At 42.3% G+C, this 16791-nt stretch carries 20 protein-coding genes and 2 pseudogenes; 2 read left to right on the top strand and 20 right to left on the bottom strand.

The genetic code is table 11. From position 1 onward, the window contains the following. Window positions 1-19: 19 nt before the first annotated feature. The 5 genes from JCM19038_RS00215 to JCM19038_RS00200 all read right to left on the bottom strand — a co-directional run bounded on the left by JCM19038_RS00215 (window position 20) and on the right by JCM19038_RS00200 (window position 3952). Window positions 20-331, bottom strand: coding sequence for a lipopolysaccharide assembly LapA domain-containing protein (locus JCM19038_RS00215; protein ID WP_042413381.1), 312 nt, complete (start codon window positions 329-331; stop codon window positions 20-22). Beyond that, on the bottom strand, window positions 328-1257 hold the full coding sequence (locus JCM19038_RS00210) for a cation diffusion facilitator family transporter (RefSeq protein ID WP_042414233.1): 930 nt from the start codon (window positions 1255-1257) through the stop codon (window positions 328-330). The genes JCM19038_RS00215 and JCM19038_RS00210 overlap by 4 nt, the downstream gene beginning before the upstream one ends. 70 nt (window positions 1258-1327) lie before the next feature. Beyond that, on the bottom strand, window positions 1328-2263 hold the full coding sequence (gene secF, locus JCM19038_RS21450; protein ID WP_152549321.1) for a protein translocase subunit SecF: 936 nt from the start codon (window positions 2261-2263) through the stop codon (window positions 1328-1330). After that, entirely contained in the window at window positions 2247-3539 is a 1293-nt protein-coding gene (gene secD / locus JCM19038_RS21445) for a protein translocase subunit SecD (protein WP_081831498.1), read from the bottom strand. The genes secF and secD overlap by 17 nt, the downstream gene beginning before the upstream one ends. A gap of 104 nt (window positions 3540-3643) precedes the next feature. Then, complete coding sequence (locus JCM19038_RS00200) at window positions 3644-3952, bottom strand: post-transcriptional regulator (protein ID WP_042359436.1); 309 nt, start codon at window positions 3950-3952, stop codon at window positions 3644-3646. Between the two features lie 112 nt (window positions 3953-4064). Between JCM19038_RS00200 and spoVB the strand changes: the two genes are divergently transcribed. Next, window positions 4065-5618 carry a stage V sporulation protein B gene (spoVB, locus tag JCM19038_RS00195; RefSeq protein WP_042413377.1) on the top strand — a complete coding sequence of 518 codons (1554 nt, stop codon included), beginning with the start codon at window positions 4065-4067 and terminating at the stop codon, window positions 5616-5618. A gap of 41 nt (window positions 5619-5659) precedes the next feature. Here spoVB and JCM19038_RS00190 read toward each other — a convergent pair whose 3' ends face one another. Further along, entirely contained in the window at window positions 5660-6301 is a 642-nt protein-coding gene (locus tag JCM19038_RS00190) for a DUF421 domain-containing protein (protein ID WP_042413374.1), read from the bottom strand. Window positions 6302-6452: 151 nt separating this feature from the next. Between JCM19038_RS00190 and JCM19038_RS00185 the strand changes: the two genes are divergently transcribed. After that, window positions 6453-6830 carry a TIGR04086 family membrane protein gene (locus JCM19038_RS00185; RefSeq protein WP_042413371.1) on the top strand — a complete coding sequence of 126 codons (378 nt, stop codon included), beginning with the start codon at window positions 6453-6455 and terminating at the stop codon, window positions 6828-6830. Between the two features lie 48 nt (window positions 6831-6878). Here JCM19038_RS00185 and yajC read toward each other — a convergent pair whose 3' ends face one another. The 14 genes and pseudogenes from yajC to obgE form a co-directional block, all read right to left on the bottom strand. After that, the gene (gene yajC / locus JCM19038_RS00180; RefSeq protein WP_042359433.1) at window positions 6879-7139 is read right to left on the bottom strand and encodes a preprotein translocase subunit YajC; all 261 of its coding nucleotides are present in this window, start codon (window positions 7137-7139) and stop codon (window positions 6879-6881) included. Window positions 7140-7218: 79 nt separating this feature from the next. After that, window positions 7219-8358, bottom strand: coding sequence for a tRNA guanosine(34) transglycosylase Tgt (tgt, locus tag JCM19038_RS00175; protein WP_042413368.1), 1140 nt, complete (start codon window positions 8356-8358; stop codon window positions 7219-7221). Continuing rightward, the gene (queA, locus tag JCM19038_RS00170; protein WP_042413365.1) at window positions 8358-9398 is read right to left on the bottom strand and encodes a tRNA preQ1(34) S-adenosylmethionine ribosyltransferase-isomerase QueA; all 1041 of its coding nucleotides are present in this window, start codon (window positions 9396-9398) and stop codon (window positions 8358-8360) included. The genes tgt and queA overlap by 1 nt, the downstream gene beginning before the upstream one ends. A gap of 21 nt (window positions 9399-9419) precedes the next feature. Further along, on the bottom strand, window positions 9420-9638 hold the full coding sequence (locus JCM19038_RS00165) for a DUF2905 domain-containing protein (protein WP_042413361.1): 219 nt from the start codon (window positions 9636-9638) through the stop codon (window positions 9420-9422). Between the two features lie 3 nt (window positions 9639-9641). After that, window positions 9642-10525, bottom strand: a pseudogene (gene ruvB / locus JCM19038_RS00160) (Holliday junction branch migration DNA helicase RuvB); the annotation flags it as partial. Continuing rightward, complete coding sequence (locus JCM19038_RS23180; protein WP_238554229.1) at window positions 10487-10648, bottom strand: hypothetical protein; 162 nt, start codon at window positions 10646-10648, stop codon at window positions 10487-10489. The gene JCM19038_RS23180 and the pseudogene ruvB, both read right to left, overlap by 39 nt. Window positions 10649-10662: 14 nt before the next feature. Beyond that, the gene (gene ruvA / locus JCM19038_RS00155; protein ID WP_042413360.1) at window positions 10663-11262 is read right to left on the bottom strand and encodes a Holliday junction branch migration protein RuvA; all 600 of its coding nucleotides are present in this window, start codon (window positions 11260-11262) and stop codon (window positions 10663-10665) included. Between the two features lie 69 nt (window positions 11263-11331). Continuing rightward, on the bottom strand, window positions 11332-12054 hold the full coding sequence (locus tag JCM19038_RS00150; protein WP_042413357.1) for a YebC/PmpR family DNA-binding transcriptional regulator: 723 nt from the start codon (window positions 12052-12054) through the stop codon (window positions 11332-11334). A gap of 83 nt (window positions 12055-12137) precedes the next feature. Continuing rightward, window positions 12138-12953, bottom strand: a complete 816-nt coding sequence (locus JCM19038_RS00145; protein WP_042413355.1) for a YhcN/YlaJ family sporulation lipoprotein — start codon at window positions 12951-12953, stop codon at window positions 12138-12140. Window positions 12954-13033: 80 nt separating this feature from the next. After that, entirely contained in the window at window positions 13034-13390 is a 357-nt protein-coding gene (locus tag JCM19038_RS00140) for a hypothetical protein (RefSeq protein ID WP_042413354.1), read from the bottom strand. Further along, window positions 13387-13947, bottom strand: a complete 561-nt coding sequence (gene safA, locus JCM19038_RS24675) for a SafA/ExsA family spore coat assembly protein (RefSeq protein ID WP_042413351.1) — start codon at window positions 13945-13947, stop codon at window positions 13387-13389. The genes JCM19038_RS00140 and safA overlap by 4 nt, the downstream gene beginning before the upstream one ends. Window positions 13948-14038: 91 nt before the next feature. Next, window positions 14039-14911: a prephenate dehydratase gene (pheA, locus tag JCM19038_RS00130; protein ID WP_042413350.1), complete on the bottom strand. Its 873-nt coding sequence runs from the start codon at window positions 14909-14911 to the stop codon at window positions 14039-14041. A gap of 37 nt (window positions 14912-14948) precedes the next feature. Next, window positions 14949-15407, bottom strand: a complete 459-nt coding sequence (locus JCM19038_RS00125) for an ACT domain-containing protein (RefSeq protein WP_042359425.1) — start codon at window positions 15405-15407, stop codon at window positions 14949-14951. A gap of 23 nt (window positions 15408-15430) precedes the next feature. Next, window positions 15431-16719 (bottom strand): annotated as a pseudogene (gene obgE / locus JCM19038_RS00120) (GTPase ObgE). Window positions 16720-16791 lie beyond the last annotated feature (72 nt).

Below are 16791 nucleotides of genomic sequence, written 5' to 3'. Positions count from 1 at the left end.
CGGAACGACAATGAACTTTTCATGTCGTTTCGTTTTCTTGATTTTCGTCGTTATTGTCAACGGGATCTGGATGATCGCTTACTTGTCGGCCTTCTTGTTGATTTTTCTTTAGACGTTTTATTTCTTGTTGGAGTTTATACACCTTAAGTAGTCCAACCGCCCCAACAATAACACCGCCCATTAATACCGAGCCTAGAATAATTAAGATCAGTGGCACTTGAGCTGTTGTAAACATAAAGTCTACCGTTACAGAATCTACATTGATCACTGCAAAGATTGAAATCATTAATGCCGCAACTAACCCTAAGATTAATGTCCATTGCCCTCTCATTGTTCGTTCACTCCAGTCTCATCATCTTCCACTTCGTCTAACGGATTTACATGAACGAGTACGTTGCGCACTCGTTCTTCTTCCATGAGCACTGCCTTGACATTCTTAGCAATGTCATGACCTTCACGTACAGAAATTGTCGGATCTACTCCTATTTTAATATCTACAATTACATAATGTCCATGCTCTCTTGCATGAAACTCATCAATATGATACACACCTACTACTTTTCGTACATTTTGCTTCATCTCTACCGTATCCTCATCATGCAAAACGTGATCAAGCGCATTGTGAACCGCATCTTTTCCGAGTTTAAATGCCATGACCATAACGAGTACAGCAACGAGAATTCCTGCAAACATGTCACCGTACATCAACCACGCAATGCCAAAGTGGGCACCAAGTAACGAAGCAATAATCCCAGCCATTGCTGCGATTGAAGAATAGGCATCTGAACGGTGATGCCATGCATCCGTAATGATTGCTTCACTATTGTACTTTCTCCCCAAATGAAGCTTATAACGAAACAAAAGCTCCTTAATGATGATGGAGATGATGATCACATATAGCGCGATCATTTGAGGAACTGGGTTTTCTGAACCGATGTCCCCGAACGTACTCATCGCAATTTCTAAACCGACCATAAATAGTAACACACTCACGATGATGGCTGTAATCGATTCGGCTTTGCCGTGTCCATATGGATGATCTTTATCTGGAGGTAACTCTGCTGCTCGCACACCAATTAAAACGGCAAAGGACGTCACCACATCGGCTGCTGAATGGACAGCATCAGCAATCAATGCTCGACTGTTTGCAAAAACCCCAACAATGCCTTTGACGAGTGCTAAGACGATATTAATAACAATTCCTAACCAAGCAGCAAAATTTATTTTTTTGTAGCGCTCCTTTGTGGCTGTATCCACGTCTTCCCCCACTCCCTTCTCATAGATATGGACGGTAAAGATACCCCTTCATCTTGAAGGGGTATCTGACTTAGTATTCTTCGGCCTCTACAGGTTTATTCTTTTGTCTTTCAAGTGATCGATGTTTCATAACGAGCCAAAGTTGAGCTGCAAGGAATAATGAAGAATACGTTCCGGCAATCAGACCAATAACGATCGCAAAAGCAAACGACATAATCGCTGAACTACCGAGTAACCAAATCGCAACCGCTGCGAATAAAACGGTTAATACCGTATTAATCGAGCGCGTTAACGTTTGAAGTAAACTATCGTTTACTACTTTTGCAAGATGATCAAACCCTTTGATTTCATCTTGTTTCTTCATGTTCTCTCTTATTCGGTCAAATGTTACGATCGTATCATTGATCGAATAACCGACAACAGTTAATATGGCTGCAATGAATGGAATGTTTACTTCTAGTTGGAAGATGCTAAACATCGTCAAGACGAAAAACGCATCATATAAAAGCGCAACGACGGCTGCAACACCATATAAAAATTCAAACCGAAATGCAACATAAATGACAATTCCAAACGCCGCTATAAGCGTTGCGATGATCGCATTTTGTGCAAGTTCTCGACCGATTTGTGGTGAAACCGTACTTACACTTGGTTCTTCACCAAATTCATCGATAAAGTAACTTTGAATGGTCGTTACATCTTCTTGAGGCATCGCACCGATAAACCGTGCGGATGCTTGTTCATTATTATCACCAGCAAGTGTAATGTCATCAGGCTCATAGCCCCCGGCCTGTATAAAGTGATCTGCAACTTCTTCTTCTGTTAACGTCTCACTTGAAGCAACATCTACACGAGTACCACTTTCAAAGTCAATCCCTAAGTTAAGACCAACCGTTGAAAGTAAAATAGCTCCGATTAATACAATGATAATGGAAAGACCAAAATACTTCTTTCGATGTTTAATAAGGTCAATGTTCTTATTCGCCATATTAAAGTCCACGAACATCACGTCCCTTCACACCGAATAGCCAATACTTACGATTCAACGCACGACTATTGACCCATAATCCAAGTAAGAGTCTCGCACCCCAGACCGCTGTAATAAAGCTTGTTAGGATACTAACAATTAACATGACCGCAAATCCTTGTACTGCGCTTGTTCCGAAATAAAACATCACTGCTGCAGCAATGATTGTCGTGATGTTGGCGTCAATAATTGTTCCTAAAGCTCTACGACTTCCTGCTTTGTAAGCAGATTTCACTGATTTCCCGTCTTTCAATTCTTCCTTAATCCGCTCATACGTTAATATGTTTGCATCGACTGCCATACCGACACCAAGTATGAGTGCAGCAATACCAGGTAACGTCAGTACACCTTGGATCGCATTAAAGAAAATCATAACGAGGTAAATATAAACGGAAAGCGTAATCGCCGCAATGATACCCATAAATCGGTAGTAACCGATCATATAAAGAAAGATCAAGGCCACACCAATCATACCGGCAAACAATGTTTGTTGTAATGCTTGCTCACCAAGTGATGCCCCAACTGCATTCGAGTACACTTCTTCAAGAGAAACCGGCAATGAGCCTGCATTCAAAATATCTGCTAGAAATTCTGTTTCTTCAAGTGTAAAGTTTCCCGTAATACTTGCATCTGTCGTTAACGTTTGTTGTACCGTCGCTGCTGACATAAATGCCGGGTCTTCTTTTTGCGCTTCCTCTTCAAAGCTCATTCCTTCTTCATAATCAAGCCAAATAACGAGTAAGTTTTCTGGATATGATTTTTGAGCAAGTTCTGTCGTAATCTCTCCGAACAATTCTCCATCACTAATTGTTAATGAGACAATCGGCTCATTGTTCTCATTAAATGTTGCTTGTGATCCCCCTTGTTGAAGCGACTCTCCTGTCATTAATAAGTTGTCATCAATATCACGGAATGATAATTCAGCTTCAGTACCAAGTGTTTCTCGAGCCGTTTGTTGATCTTCAACACCTGGGAGTTGAACACGTATTCTGTCTTCTCCCTCAACAGATATTGCAGGTTCTGATACACCCAGTACGTTAACACGTTGATTCAAAGCGGTTGCGGTTGATTGGATGTCTTCTTGTGTCAACTCTCCATCATCAGGCTGAAGCTCGTACAACACTTCAAAACCGCCTTGTAAATCTAATCCTAAATTCGTATCTCTCGCTACATCAGTCGCTGTTTGTGCGATGAGTACGCCAAGAGCAATGACAATGGCGAAAAACGCACCAATTCTCAGCCCTTTTTTACCCATAAGAGGTCCTCCTTAGTGAACAAAACAATCACGTTCTGATATGTAAAACATATACAGTTGATTTGGCACAATATCTCTATTATACGGACGTAGAAAATTGAGTGTCAATGACGTAGTACATCATCGAGTAAACTTTCTAAATCATTACGACCCGAATCCATCCCGTCCATCTCGCCTCGATAAGCTGAAATCGTAACATGATTCATATAATCTGTCACCGACAACCGCATAAACGAATTAACAAATTGATAAAACGGAACGAATTCCGGTTGTTTTCGAAGTTTCTGGATTCCTGCTTGCCAAACGAGTTCTTTTGTCGCTTCTTCGTAACCTAGTAATTGAAATTCATCTACTTTCAAAATTAAAACAGGCTCTAAATCATCTTTCCACACGTCAAACTGTTGCGGATTCACTTCACTTCACCTCTTTTGTGATCAGGTTCATCAACTAGTCATGCTTGGACAACTTCGGCATACATATGTAAAACGGACAACCCTTAAATGTCTAACATCGAGGAGGGCGGTTATGTCCAAGCAATCGTTTTTTGCAGGCGCGTTAATCTTAATTATCGCCGGGTTGGTAACACGAATACTCGGTTTCGTAAATAAGATTGTTGTTGCTAGAATCATGGGCTCTGAAGGAATGGGTTTGTATATGATGGCGATTCCGACATTTTTACTCGTCATCACCTTAACACAACTCGGTTTACCCGTTGCAATCTCAAAATTAATTGCTGAAGCCGACGCGAATGGCGATCACGTGCGAAAAAAACGCATTCTCGTCGTGTCACTCACAGTAACCGGTATACTAAGTGTAATCTTCACCCTACTCATTATCGTGATTGCACCATTTCTCGCTGAATGGATGTTAACCGACGCAAGAGCACTATACCCGCTCCTTGCCATCATTCCAATTGTACCAATCGTGGCATTATCTGCCGTTGTTCGTGGCTATTTCCAAGGCATGCAAAACATGCGTCCGATTGCAATCGCACAAGTGATTGAACAAGTTGTACGTATCGCATTTGTAGCCATTTGTACGAGTGCTTTACTGCCATACGGCGTTGAATTTGCGGCCGCCGGTGCAATGATTTCTGCTGTACTCGGGGAACTCGCCTCTTTACTTTACATCATTTACGTATTTAAACGAAAAAAAACATTAAAAGTTCGCAAAAACTTTATGAGCGCCCTCGAAGGCGGGAAACAAACGTTTAAAGACTTAATGGAGATTGCCTTGCCAACGACTGGCAGTCGACTCGTAGGAAGTGTCTCCTTATTCCTAGAGCCAATCGTTGTCGCACAAAGCTTAGCTGTTGCAGGCGTTGCGACGGTGCTTGCTACGAGCCAATACGGTGAACTAAGTGGCTTTGTCGTACCACTCCTATTCTTACCTTCATTCATTACGTATGGCTTATCGGTCTCACTCGTACCTGCCATTAGTGAAGCACATAGCAAAAATGACCACACCCTCATACAGAGAAGGCTTCAACAGACAACAAAAGTGGCCTTATTGTCCGGTGGGATCTCAATCGTTGTGCTGTATGTATTTGCAGTCCCGATTTTAACACTCATGTATCATGCACCCCAAGCTGCAATCTATTTAAAACTAATGGCTCCATTTTGTATATTCTTATACTTTCAAGGCCCGTTACAAGCAATTTTACAAGCACTCAACCTTGCCAAATCCGCGATGTACAACAGTTTGATTGGCGCTGTCGTAAAAATTACAGCGATTGCTTTTCTAGCATCTCGTCCTGAGCTTGGAATGATGGGCGTTGCCCTTGCCATCTGTTGTAGTATGGTGCTCGTAACTTTGCTTCATTTCATAAGCGTCTCACGAGCTGTCGGATTTACGATACGCATTAAAGATTGGGTGAATACCGCCATCGTCACTCTCCTCACCGTCGGCGCTGCCACGATAAGCTTTAAAACGTTTGTTACAGCAGACCATATGCTTTCAGGTACACTTTTAAGCATTGTCATTTCACTTTTTGTCTACATGATCGGACTGTTTATCTTTCGATTGCTTCATTTCAAGAATATCAGTCGTTTGCCGATACTTCAATCACTGTTTCGTTAGGATAAAAGGCCTCCACTTAACCTGGAGGCTTTTCTATGTACTCAGTGCTTCTCATCGATGATCAAGTGACCATTTCGACTTCCTGAACAAACGGCAATTTTTTTGAGATCGGTATACCCTCGCTTCATCAGTTCTTTTACTAACCAATCTCTACTTTTTCCGATGTGGTTTAAATGTTTCTTCTGAACTTCTCCATCAATAATAAAAGGAAAAGGAAAAACAACATCTCCTGCAGTCGTTTCAATTTCGATCACCGACAAATCACCTGAAGGCTCAAGTATCGCATACGCAACTCTAGAAAAATCCGTAATATCGTGTTGCCTTAATTGCAGCATCAAGTCATCAAAGTTGTATCGCTGTTTGCGCATTTCCGCTTCATTCACTTTGCCATTCTCGATAATTAATGAAGGTACCCCGTCTAATAGATCTCTCATACGATTACTTTTCAATGACACGTACGCCAAAATAATTTGCGTACATGCTAAAACGACGATCGGAAACGCACCAATCACAATATTACGCTCTTCAATTCCTTTCACTGCAAATTCTGCAATCATAATGGAAACAATAAAATCAAGAAGTGTTAGCTCACCGACTTCTCGCTTGCCCATCACGCGGATTGCAATTAACAAAAAGAAATAATAAAAAAGAATGCGCCAAAAAATTGAGAATAACTCTTCCAATGTATTCGCTCCTCATAACTCATTAACGAGTAGTATTCCTCAACTGTTGTATGCTCATGTAACTTTTTCTTCTATCAAAGTAACTTCTGCATATGTTTAAGTAGACGAACACGGTCAAGCGTTGACAACTTCAATTTAGAGGAGGAACACTATGGATCACACTTTTACGAGAGCAATTGGTGGTTCATTGCTAACGATGCTCTGTCTCGTATTAGCTAGCAGTTTAATTTTAGCAACAATTTTACGGTTAAGTTCAATATCTGAGCACTCAATCGGCGGCCTTACGATGGCAATTACGTTAATTATTACGTTTATTGGCGGGATGGTTGCTGCGATGAAAGCAGGGGCTAAAGGGTGGTTATTCGGCTTACTAGCTGGTGTCATGTTCGTTATCTTCGCGATTACGATTCAATACCTCGGCTATGGTAATGCCATCATGCTTTCTCAACTTCTATTGTTTTCTTTATGTCTTGTCACTGCGATGGTCGGAGGCATGATTGGTGTTGGTATTCGCTCTTCAATACGTTAATAGAAACGCAAAAACCCGAAGCAGTGAGTAACTGCTTCGGGTTTTTAATTAGTTTTGGTTGACTACTTCACGTACTGCTGAACGATCATATGTTAGCTTACGATTATCGTTAACAAGCAAAACTATTTTCTCTTCATCAATTGCATCAATTGTTCCATGCAATCCGCCGATTGTGATGATGTCGTCGCCTTTTTGCAAGTTCGAATGCATCTCACGTACCTGCTTCTGACGCTTTTGCTGCGGACGAATGAGCAGGAAATAGACGATTGCAAACATCAGAACGAGCATAATAATAGGTTCTAATGCCATCTATGTTCACTCCTTTCCTTATTGTACATGTACCACTTTTTGCTTTTCATGTACAATATTTTAAACTGCAAACCCTCATTTAGAAGTTCTTTGCATCTGGACGATTAAAACCATATTGCTCAAAAAACTCTTCTTTGAAATCTAGAAGACGGTCTTCTTTAATCGCCTCACGAACGTTCACCATTAAGTTTAGCAGGAAATACAAGTTATGGTAAGAGGTTAAACGAAAACCGAACGCTTCTTTGCTCTTAATTAAATGACGAATGTATGCCCTTGAATAATTTTTACACGCATAGCAATCACAGTTCTCATCAATTGGACGGAAATCACGAGCAAATTCAGCATTACGAATGACCTTTCGACCTTCAGAAGTCATGCACGTCCCGTTTCGACCAATTCTTGTTGGCAATACACAGTCAAACATATCCACACCACGTATCGCGCCGTCTATAAGGGCGTCCGCGGAACCGACTCCCATTAAGTACCTTGGTTTGTTGTCAGGTAAATGCGGCATCGTTTCTTCAAGTACCTTGTTCATGACATGCTTTGGCTCCCCTACGGATAAACCACCGATCGCATAGCCTGGAAAATCCATCGACACGAGATCTTCAGCACTTTGACGTCTCAAGTCTTTATACTCCCCACCTTGGACAATTCCAAACAACCCTTGGGTCGTGTTGCCTTCGTGCTCACGAAGACAACGCTCTGCCCAACGACTCGTACGTTCTACGCTATCTTTCATATACTTGTACTCAGCAGGATATGGCGGGCATTCATCAAATGCCATCATAATGTCAGATCCTAGTGCATGTTGAATTTGCATCGCTTTCTCAGGTGATAGGAAAAGCTTCTCTCCGCTAATATGATTACGAAAACGTACACCTTCTTCATCAATGTCGCGGAGTTTACTCAAACTAAACACTTGAAATCCACCAGAATCGGTTAAAATTGGACGATCCCAATTCATAAATGAGTGCAATCCGCCAGCTTCGCGAATCAAATCTTCTCCAGGACGTAACCATAAATGGTATGTGTTTGAAAGAATGATTTGTGCATCCATTTCTTTTAGCTCGTCAGGACTCATCATTTTTACGGTTGCGAGCGTCCCGACTGGCATAAACATTGGCGTATCAAAGCTTCCGTGAGGCGTATGCACTTTTCCAAGCCTAGCACCAGACTGCTTGCATGTCTTAATATGTTCATAATACACGGCTGTCATTAGTTGTTGATTCCTTTCTTCATAAACATCGCATCGCCAAAACTAAAGAAGCGGTAGCGCTTTGCAATGGCTTCTTTATACGCATTCATAATGTGCTCTCGACTAGAAAAGGCACTAACGAGCATCATTAAAGTTGATTTTGGCAAGTGGAAATTCGTAATCAATCCATTAATCGCTTTCCATTCGTAACCTGGAAAAATGAAAATGTCTGTCCAGCCAGAACATGCTGTAAAAGCTTCATGTTCATTAACGATCGTCTCGAGAGTTCTCGCTGAAGTTGTTCCACAAGCAACGATTGAACGTCCAGCTGATTTCGCTTCATTCAAAACCGTCGCTGTTGCATCATTCATCTCGTAAAACTCCGCATGCATGTCATGCTCTTCAATCGTGTCTACACTTACCGGGCGAAACGTTCCAAGGCCAACGTGGAGCGTAATGTAACAGATGTTCACACCTCGGTCTTTTAACTCACCCAGCAGTTGTTCGGTAAAGTGCAAACCTGCAGTTGGTGCTGCTGCTGCACCGGATCGCTTAGCAAATACCGTCTGATAACGATCTTGTTCATCCAAGCGCTCTGTAATGTATGGAGGTAATGGCATTTCTCCTAAGCTTTCAAGAACTTCAAGAAAGACGCCTTCGTAAGAAAACGACAACTTCCGCCCTCCATGAGCAAGAATCTCCGTACACGATGCTTTTAATCTGCCATCTCCAAATGAAATGGTCGTTCCGACTTTTACACGTTTGGCAGGCTTTACGAGTGCTTCCCACGTATCGTTTCCTTCATCTTTCAAAAGCAAGCACTCAATGTTGGCGCCTCCTTGTTCTTTCGTACCGAAAACGCGTGCCGGGATTACTTTCGTATCGTTCAATACGAGACAATCTCCAGGCTCAAATAGAGATACGATATGCTGGAAAGTTTCATGCTGAATACTACCGTTATTAGCATCCAGCATTAACAATTTTGATGTATCTCGTTCTTCTAAAGGAGTTTGAGCAATGAGCTCCTCAGGTAAATCAAAATCAAAGTCTTTTACTTTCATCGTGGTCACTCCTGCATCTGATTAACGAAAACGCCCGATCAAAAATAGCACCAATGATAAAACAACGCTAATGATAATCGACGTTACAATCGGGAAATACACCGTCGTATTTTCACCGCGAAAAATAAAATCGCCAGGCAGTTTACCTAAAGGCAAAAACTTCCCGCCAACTTGCCATAACAAACCGATCGCAATGAGCGTAACGCCTATGATTACGAGCCATTTCGGAAACTCTGCCAACGTTTAGACATCTCCCTTATCGAAATTAAAGTGTTCATACGCTAGCGGCGTCACGAGTCTCCCTCTCGGTGTTCGTTGCAAAAAACCGATCTGTAACAAATAAGGCTCATAAACGTCTTCAATTGTTTCTGATTCCTCTCCAACCATCGCAGCCATCGTCTCTAGCCCAACTGGACCACCTTTGAACTTCTGAACGATCATTGAAAGTAAGCGCACGTCATTAGGATCAAGCCCTAGCGGATCGACTTGTAGTTGCTCTAACGCCTTTTCCGTCGCTTCATAGCCAACCGCCGTTCCACTGTCTGACACTTGCGCGAAGTCTCTAACGCGTCGTAACAGTCGATTTGCAATTCGCGGTGTAGCACGAGAACGTCTTGCAATTTCAAGTGCTGCTTGTTCTTTCATTTCTAAAGAAAGCAACTTACTACTACGTATTACAATCGACGCTAGTTCCTCAAGAGAGTAATATTCAAGCCGACTCAACACACCAAAACGATCGCGTAAAGGTGCGCTCAACATGCCAGCCCGCGTCGTTGCTCCAACGAGTGTAAACGGAGGAAGGTCCAATCGCATTGACTTCGCCTCCGTTCCTTTGCCAATCACAATATCTAAACAAAAGTCTTCCATCGCAGGGTATAAAACTTCTTCAACTGAACGATTTAACCGATGTATTTCATCAATAAAAAGAACATCTCCTGGCTCGAGCGTCGTCAGAATCGCGGCCAAATCACCGGGTCTGTCGATTGCTGGTCCAGATGTCGTTCGAATATTAACGCCCATCTCATGTGCGATAATTGTAGCAAGAGTCGTCTTTCCAAGACCTGGAGGGCCATACAACAACACGTGATCTAGCTTTCTTCTCGAAGTTTGGCAGCCTGAATAAAAACTTGTAAATTCTTTTTCACTTGTTCTTGCCCGATATAATCCGCAAAACTAAGCGGTCGAATCCCTTGGTCTAACTGTTCTTCTTCCTTCGTTAATGCTTCTTTAGAAATGACGCGGTCGTCCAATTAAATCCCCCCCTTTACCGTTCAACAAATAATCGAAGGGCTTGCCTTACGTATTCATCAGCAGTCAAATCGTTTCCTTGTAATGCCTTCTCTGCTTTCTTAATCTCACGCTCACCGTAACCGAGCGCTCTTAGAGCATCCATTGCTTCATCTAAGGCGTCACTTTCTTTAGCAAACAACGGTCCAGTAGCCATCAATTGTTCTTCATCCATAACGAAGTCAAGCTTGCCTTTAAGATCAAGAATCATTTGTCTCGCCGTTTTCTTGCCAATTCCAGGGAACTTCGTCAACATCGCTTCATTCTCTTCTTCAATGGCTTGAATAACAACTTTAGAATTCCCCTCAGCAAGCACCGCTAAAGCGCCTTTCGGACCAATTCCTGACACTTGCAACAATCGACTAAAGAGCACGCGTTCTTCTCTTGATTTAAAGCCAAACAACTTAATCGCATCTTGAATGATATGTGTATAAATAAACACATTTACTGTTGCACTCTCATTGATTTCATACGCAAATGGATTTGCACAGTAGACGTGATAACCGACACCATGAATGTCGACAGTGACAGACTCGTGGTCACGATAAACGATCGCTCCACTTAAACGTTCATACATGGATTGTCCCCTTTTCCATCGTTTCTCTTCAGTGTAGCATAACGCTCACTTCAATGGGAACACGTATTCTTAGGAAAGCTCAGCATTGTGATAAACGTTTTGAACATCGTCATTGTCTTCAAGTTTATCAATGAGCTTTACCATCGTCTCCTCTTGTTCTCGGTTAAGTTGGGTAAAAACCGTTGGGATCTTTGTAAGCTCTGACGTTTCAATTTCGTAACCTGCATCAACGAGTGTTTGTTTTACGTCATGGAAATCACCGTAAGCTGTTGTAATCATCGCTGTGCGTTCTTCAACTTCAAATTCCGATGCTCCCGCTTCAATCGCTTCTAGCATAATCTCTTCTTCATCAAGATCGCCTAAATGAATAACAATTATGCCAGCATCTTCGAATAGGAAAGATACAGAGCCAGCTTCACCGAGGTTTCCCCCATTTCGCGAAAACGCGTAACGGAGCTCTGCGACCGTCCGGTTTCGATTGTCCGTTAACACGTCGATAAAGATCGCAGCCCCACTTGGTCCATACCCTTCGTACGTAATTTCTTCATAAGTGATCCCATCTTGATTTCCTGCTGCTTTTTTAATCGTTCGTTCTATATTATCATTTGGTAAGTTTGCCTCTTTACCTTTTTGTATAGCAAGGCGAAGTCTTAGGTTGGTAGCAGGATCGTCGCCACCTGCACGAACAGACGCAAAAATTTCTTTCGTAATTTTTGTAAATACTTTTGCTCGTTTAGAATCTTGAGCTTCTTTACGTCTTTTTATGTTGTTCCATTTAGAATGTCCAGCCATTGTCATTCCTCCCCAATATGTAAATATATCATGAAATAGAAAAGCGCAAAAGGACTGGAGTCCTTTCGCGCTTTGCATATTGCTTAGCGACTACGCTCAAACGGACGCTCGGCCATATTACCAAGGTCACCAAGCATATCTTCGAAAGTCGCTCTTGTTTCATCGACCATTTCTCCACCAGCATTACGGATGTCACGTGTGACGTTTCGGACTTTCCCGAACATCTCGTCATCATCGGTTACATACACGGTTTTATTCGTATGATCCTCAACGGTATTTTTAATTTTCGCCTTCAGATCATCATCAATGTTACTCCCGCGTACGGCAATGACGACGTGGTCTCCATCAACAACAACGTGACTATCGCCAATGCGATCCATGTTTTCTACTGCATGGTCAATCGTTCTTTCAAGATCATGTTCAGTACTGTTGTTGTACTTTGCAGTGTGACCTTGATGGTGATCATTGTTTAATTGACCACGTTCATTGACCATTCCAGGATGGTCCCCTGTTTCACCATTATACTTTTGGAAGCGTGCTTGATTGGCATCGCGTTCACCTTGCGTATAATGGTCTTTATCAACGACATCTCGTGGATTACCATAAGCCCATGAACTTCCCATTCCGTCATTAACGTTATGAGTGCTATCATGGCGCTCCGTTCTTGTCGTGCGATCGTCAACCGTTAACATGTCAGTAATTGGTCCTTCCCCACGATCTCCACGATTTGCACGGGTCATTTCATAATCATGATCTGCTCCGCGGTAATCATTGACGTAATTCATGTCGTAATTTGTTCGGTCAGGAATTTGCTCTGCAGCGTTATTATTTCCACCACATCCGGCAAGCCCTGCAGCAAGCATTGTACAAGCTGTAATTGACAGTGCAAATTTTTTCATAAAAGAAAAATCCCCCTCACACCTAGGATGTGATAAAGGGGGAATTGATACACCTGTTATAAAGAGGAAAGCTCTCCAACTTACTCTTTGTGTTCGTCATCCGGACTTGTTGGCTGATAGTAGTTTGGCGGATACATCGGTTGTGCATAATAACCATATGGATCTGGAGCATAACCCATATACGGAGATGTCATCTGTGCCGTTGAACCTTCATGTCCTCGATGGTTCGGCACATCATATGAGCCTTGATATTGCAACTCATATGGAAGGTTCTCATAGCTATAGCCTTCTGCAAATGGATATGATTCATACCCGTGACCGTGATGCATCATCGGTGGCGCCATTTGCTGATAAGGCATCGCACCAGGATACATTGAAGGTGCACACGGATAACAATATTGCATTAAATGCGGCGGTACTGGTTGACCATAATTCATGTGTCCATAAGACGGATAAGACTCCATACAAGGATGTTGCATTGGCATCGGCTGAGGCTGAACGTGCATTTGTGTTGAGGTTTCGGCATTGGCTTTTGCGGTTTTTCTTGTTCTTTCATGACCGGTTTTTTCTCAACTTTCTTCTCAACCTTTGCAGGAGCTGGCTTTGTCATTTTTGATGGCACAGGCTTCTTCGTTTCTTTTTGAGGAACTTTTTTCGGTTCAACTTTGTACTCTTTTTTTGGTACTTCCATCTTTGGCATTTTCATCGGCGGCGGCTTCACTGCAGGGGCTTCTTTCGCTTTTGGTTGCTCCTTTTTCGGAGCAGGCTGCTCTTTAGCCGTGTAGTCTTTTGCAGGTTCTGCCTTTTTGTTCTTTACCTGTACTTCTTTTTTAGCTTGAATGCCTTTTCCTGGAACCTTAATTTTCATTCCAGGCATTACCATATCAGGGTTTGCAATTTGCGTGTTTGCTGCTTTAAGTTCCTCAAAGTTCACATCATATTTCTTCGCTAAGTTCCATAACGTATCGCCTTTTTGCACAATATGAATTTTCACAACTAATGTCCCTCCCGTAACCCGTATGATCCGTTACCAATTGGTTCTTCCCATACAAGATATGCACGAGTTACGAGGAGTATTCGTTTCGTTAGAGCGAGCGTTCTTTTACTTGAACAAATAGTGATGGGTACGTGCCGAGTACGCGAGTCTCACATCCGAGCGCTTTTAGTTCTTCTAAAGCACCTGGCAACAAAACCTCATCATACGCATGTTCCACATCAATAATAAAGAAATAGTTACCGAGTCCGGTTTTTGTTGGACGCGATTCAATTTTTGTTAAGTTTAGTTTACGCCAAGCAAATGCCGAAAGCACTTGATGCAATGCCCCAGAAAAATCTGAAGGTAATGTCACGACCACTTTCGTTTTGCTATGCTGTTCATTGGCTTTTAAAAAGCTTGGTGCCACATCATTAGGCGATACGAGAACAAATCGCGTGTGATTGTTCGTAAAGTCATGAATGTTTTCTTGTATTACTTTTAATCCATATTTTTCAGCTGCTAATTCATTTGCGATCGCAGCTATGTTCGTATGTTCATTTTCACTCACTTCTCTTGCCGCCTGAGCCGTTGAAGTTGCAAACTTTTGTTCAACTTCATCTAATTCTCCGGTAATAAATTCGTGGCATTGAGCAATGGCGTGTGGGTGCGAATAAACGGTATCAATATCATGCAAGTCGTTTACGGCTGGGTGAACAAGTAAATGTTGTGCAATTGGAATGGCCACTTCTCCAATAATCGGAAAATCGTGTTTATGAATTAAATAATCAAGCGATATGTTTACGGATCCTTCAATTGTATTTTCTAAAGGAACGACAGCTGCATCGACTTGGTTTTTTTCAAGTGCATGTAACGTACTCGGAATGTCTTTATAAGGCATACGCTTTGCATCTGGCAAAAACGCTCGGGCAGCAATTTCTGTAAACGTACCCGCTGGTCCTAAAAAAGCTACTTTATTCGTCACAAACTCCACTCCATCTCTTCTATTCTATTCTATTCATCTATACTCCAGCAGCGCCAGAGCCAATGATTTCTACTTTTTCTACTGCTTCCATCGCTTTTATATCTGCCATCAGTTGTTGAATTTCCACATTGACCATGCTCGTATCGACGGTGAGCGTAATATTCGCTCGACCGCCGAGTGGAATCGTCTGGTTAATCGTTAGAACATTTGAATCGGTATTCGCTACAATTCTAAGCAAATTCGACAATGCACCAGAGCGGTCAGCAAGATGAATTGAAAAGGTAATGATCTTCTCTTGAATCATCGTATGAAATGGAAAAACTGCATCGCGGTATTTATAAAATGCACTTCGGCTTAAATCCACTTGTTTAACGGCCTCACCGATCGTTTCAGCAGAACCGTTTTCTAATAATACTTTGGCTCGTAATGTCTTTTGCATTGCCTCGGTCAACATATCTTCTCGAACAAGATAAAATTGATCAATTTCTTCTGCCATAGCCCTCACCACCAAAATATTACTTATTCATCGATAAATTCAAATTCGATTCCGGCAAGTCGTACGAGGTCGCCATCTTTGGCTCCACGTTCACGCAGCGCCTGGTCAACACCCATTTGTCTCATCGTACGAGAGAAACGTCTCGCACTTTCTGTACGGTTTAAGTCAAGCATGACAATCTTACGTTCAAGCTCTTCACCAGATAACACATACGTACCCTCATCATCGCGTGTAATGACGAATGGCTCTTTTTTCGTGTATTTGTATAACACGCCTTCTTGCTCTTCTTCACTCTTCTCAAAAGCGTCGATTTCAGGCGCATTTTCAAGCTCATTTACAATCGTTTCAATCAGAGCATGTAACCCTTGACGGTTTAGTGTTGATAGTCGATAAACCGTAACATTGTCATCATCCAACTTCTCAAGAAATGCATTGAGTGTCTCTTCACTATCTGGCATATCCGTCTTGTTTGCTACGACAATTTGTGGGCGCTTTGTGAGCACCTCATTGTACGCTTTAATTTCTTCGTTGATCGTTACGTAATCTTCGTAAGGATCGCGACCGCTCAAACCTGAAACGTCAATAAGGTGAACGAGTACTTTTGTACGTTCAATGTGTCGTAAGACTGGTGACCAAGTCCAACGCCTTCATGTGCACCTTCAATTAATCCTGGAAGATCAGCAAGTACGAAACTGCGTCCGTCTTCTGATTGAACAACACCAAGATTAGGTTTAATTGTCGTAAAAGGGTAGTCTGCAATTTTAGGCTTTGCAGACGTTGCTACAGATAAGAATGTTGACTTCCCAACACTCGGGAACCCGATTAATCCTACATCTGCGAGCAATTTCAATTCGAGAATTAATTCTCGTTCAATTCCTGGTTCACCGTTTTCTGCATGTTCAGGTGCAGGGTTCTTCGGCGTGGCAAAACGAGTGTTCCCAAGTCCCCCACGTCCACCTTTTGCAACGAGAGCTTCCTCGTTGTGTTCAGTTAAATCAGCAATAACAGCGCCTGATTCTTTGTCTTTTACGACTGTACCTGGTGGCACGAGAACGATCGACGGATTCGCATTTTTCCCGTGTTGGTTCTTTGAACGACCGTGCTCTCCACGATCTGCCTTAAAGTGCTTTTGATAACGGAAATCCATAAGTGTACGTAATCCTTCATCAACACGAAAGATTATATCGCCACCTTTACCTCCGTCCCCTCCTGCAGGACCACCATCTGGTACGTACTTTTCACGGCGAAAGGCAACCATCCCGTTTCCACCATCGCCAGACTTAATAAATATATTTACATAATCGATAAACATCCACGTTCACCTCGTTCATTAATGTCATTATTGTAACACAAACCATCGGGGACAGTCCCCGCTAGAGTACAA

Origin of the sequence: Geomicrobium sp. JCM 19038, from assembly GCF_000698125.1 — a bacterium.
Taxonomy (GTDB): domain Bacteria; phylum Bacillota; class Bacilli; order Bacillales; family Marinococcaceae; genus Geomicrobium_A.
This window is presented reverse-complemented; position numbering and strand designations above follow the sequence as displayed.

Coding starts and splice junctions, on each gene's coding strand:
- JCM19038_RS00215 (WP_042413381.1), bottom strand. CDS start 331: ATGAGAGGGCAATGGACATTAATCTTAGGGTTAGTTGCGGCATTAATG.
- secF (WP_152549321.1), bottom strand. CDS start 2,263: ATGTTCGTGGACTTTAATATGGCGAATAAGAACATTGACCTTATTAAA.
- secD (WP_081831498.1), bottom strand. CDS start 3,539: ATGGGTAAAAAAGGGCTGAGAATTGGTGCGTTTTTCGCCATTGTCATT.
- spoVB (WP_042413377.1), top strand. CDS start 4,065: ATGTCCAAGCAATCGTTTTTTGCAGGCGCGTTAATCTTAATTATCGCC.
- JCM19038_RS00185 (WP_042413371.1), top strand. CDS start 6,453: ATGGATCACACTTTTACGAGAGCAATTGGTGGTTCATTGCTAACGATG.
- yajC (WP_042359433.1), bottom strand. CDS start 7,139: ATGGCATTAGAACCTATTATTATGCTCGTTCTGATGTTTGCAATCGTC.
- tgt (WP_042413368.1), bottom strand. CDS start 8,358: ATGACAGCCGTGTATTATGAACATATTAAGACATGCAAGCAGTCTGGT.
- queA (WP_042413365.1), bottom strand. CDS start 9,398: ATGAAAGTAAAAGACTTTGATTTTGATTTACCTGAGGAGCTCATTGCT.
- ruvA (WP_042413360.1), bottom strand. CDS start 11,262: ATGTATGAACGTTTAAGTGGAGCGATCGTTTATCGTGACCACGAGTCT.
- JCM19038_RS00150 (WP_042413357.1), bottom strand. CDS start 12,054: ATGGCTGGACATTCTAAATGGAACAACATAAAAAGACGTAAAGAAGCT.
- JCM19038_RS00145 (WP_042413355.1), bottom strand. CDS start 12,953: ATGAAAAAATTTGCACTGTCAATTACAGCTTGTACAATGCTTGCTGCA.
- JCM19038_RS00140 (WP_042413354.1), bottom strand. CDS start 13,390: ATGAATTATGGTCAACCAGTACCGCCGCATTTAATGCAATATTGTTAT.
- JCM19038_RS00125 (WP_042359425.1), bottom strand. CDS start 15,407: ATGGCAGAAGAAATTGATCAATTTTATCTTGTTCGAGAAGATATGTTG.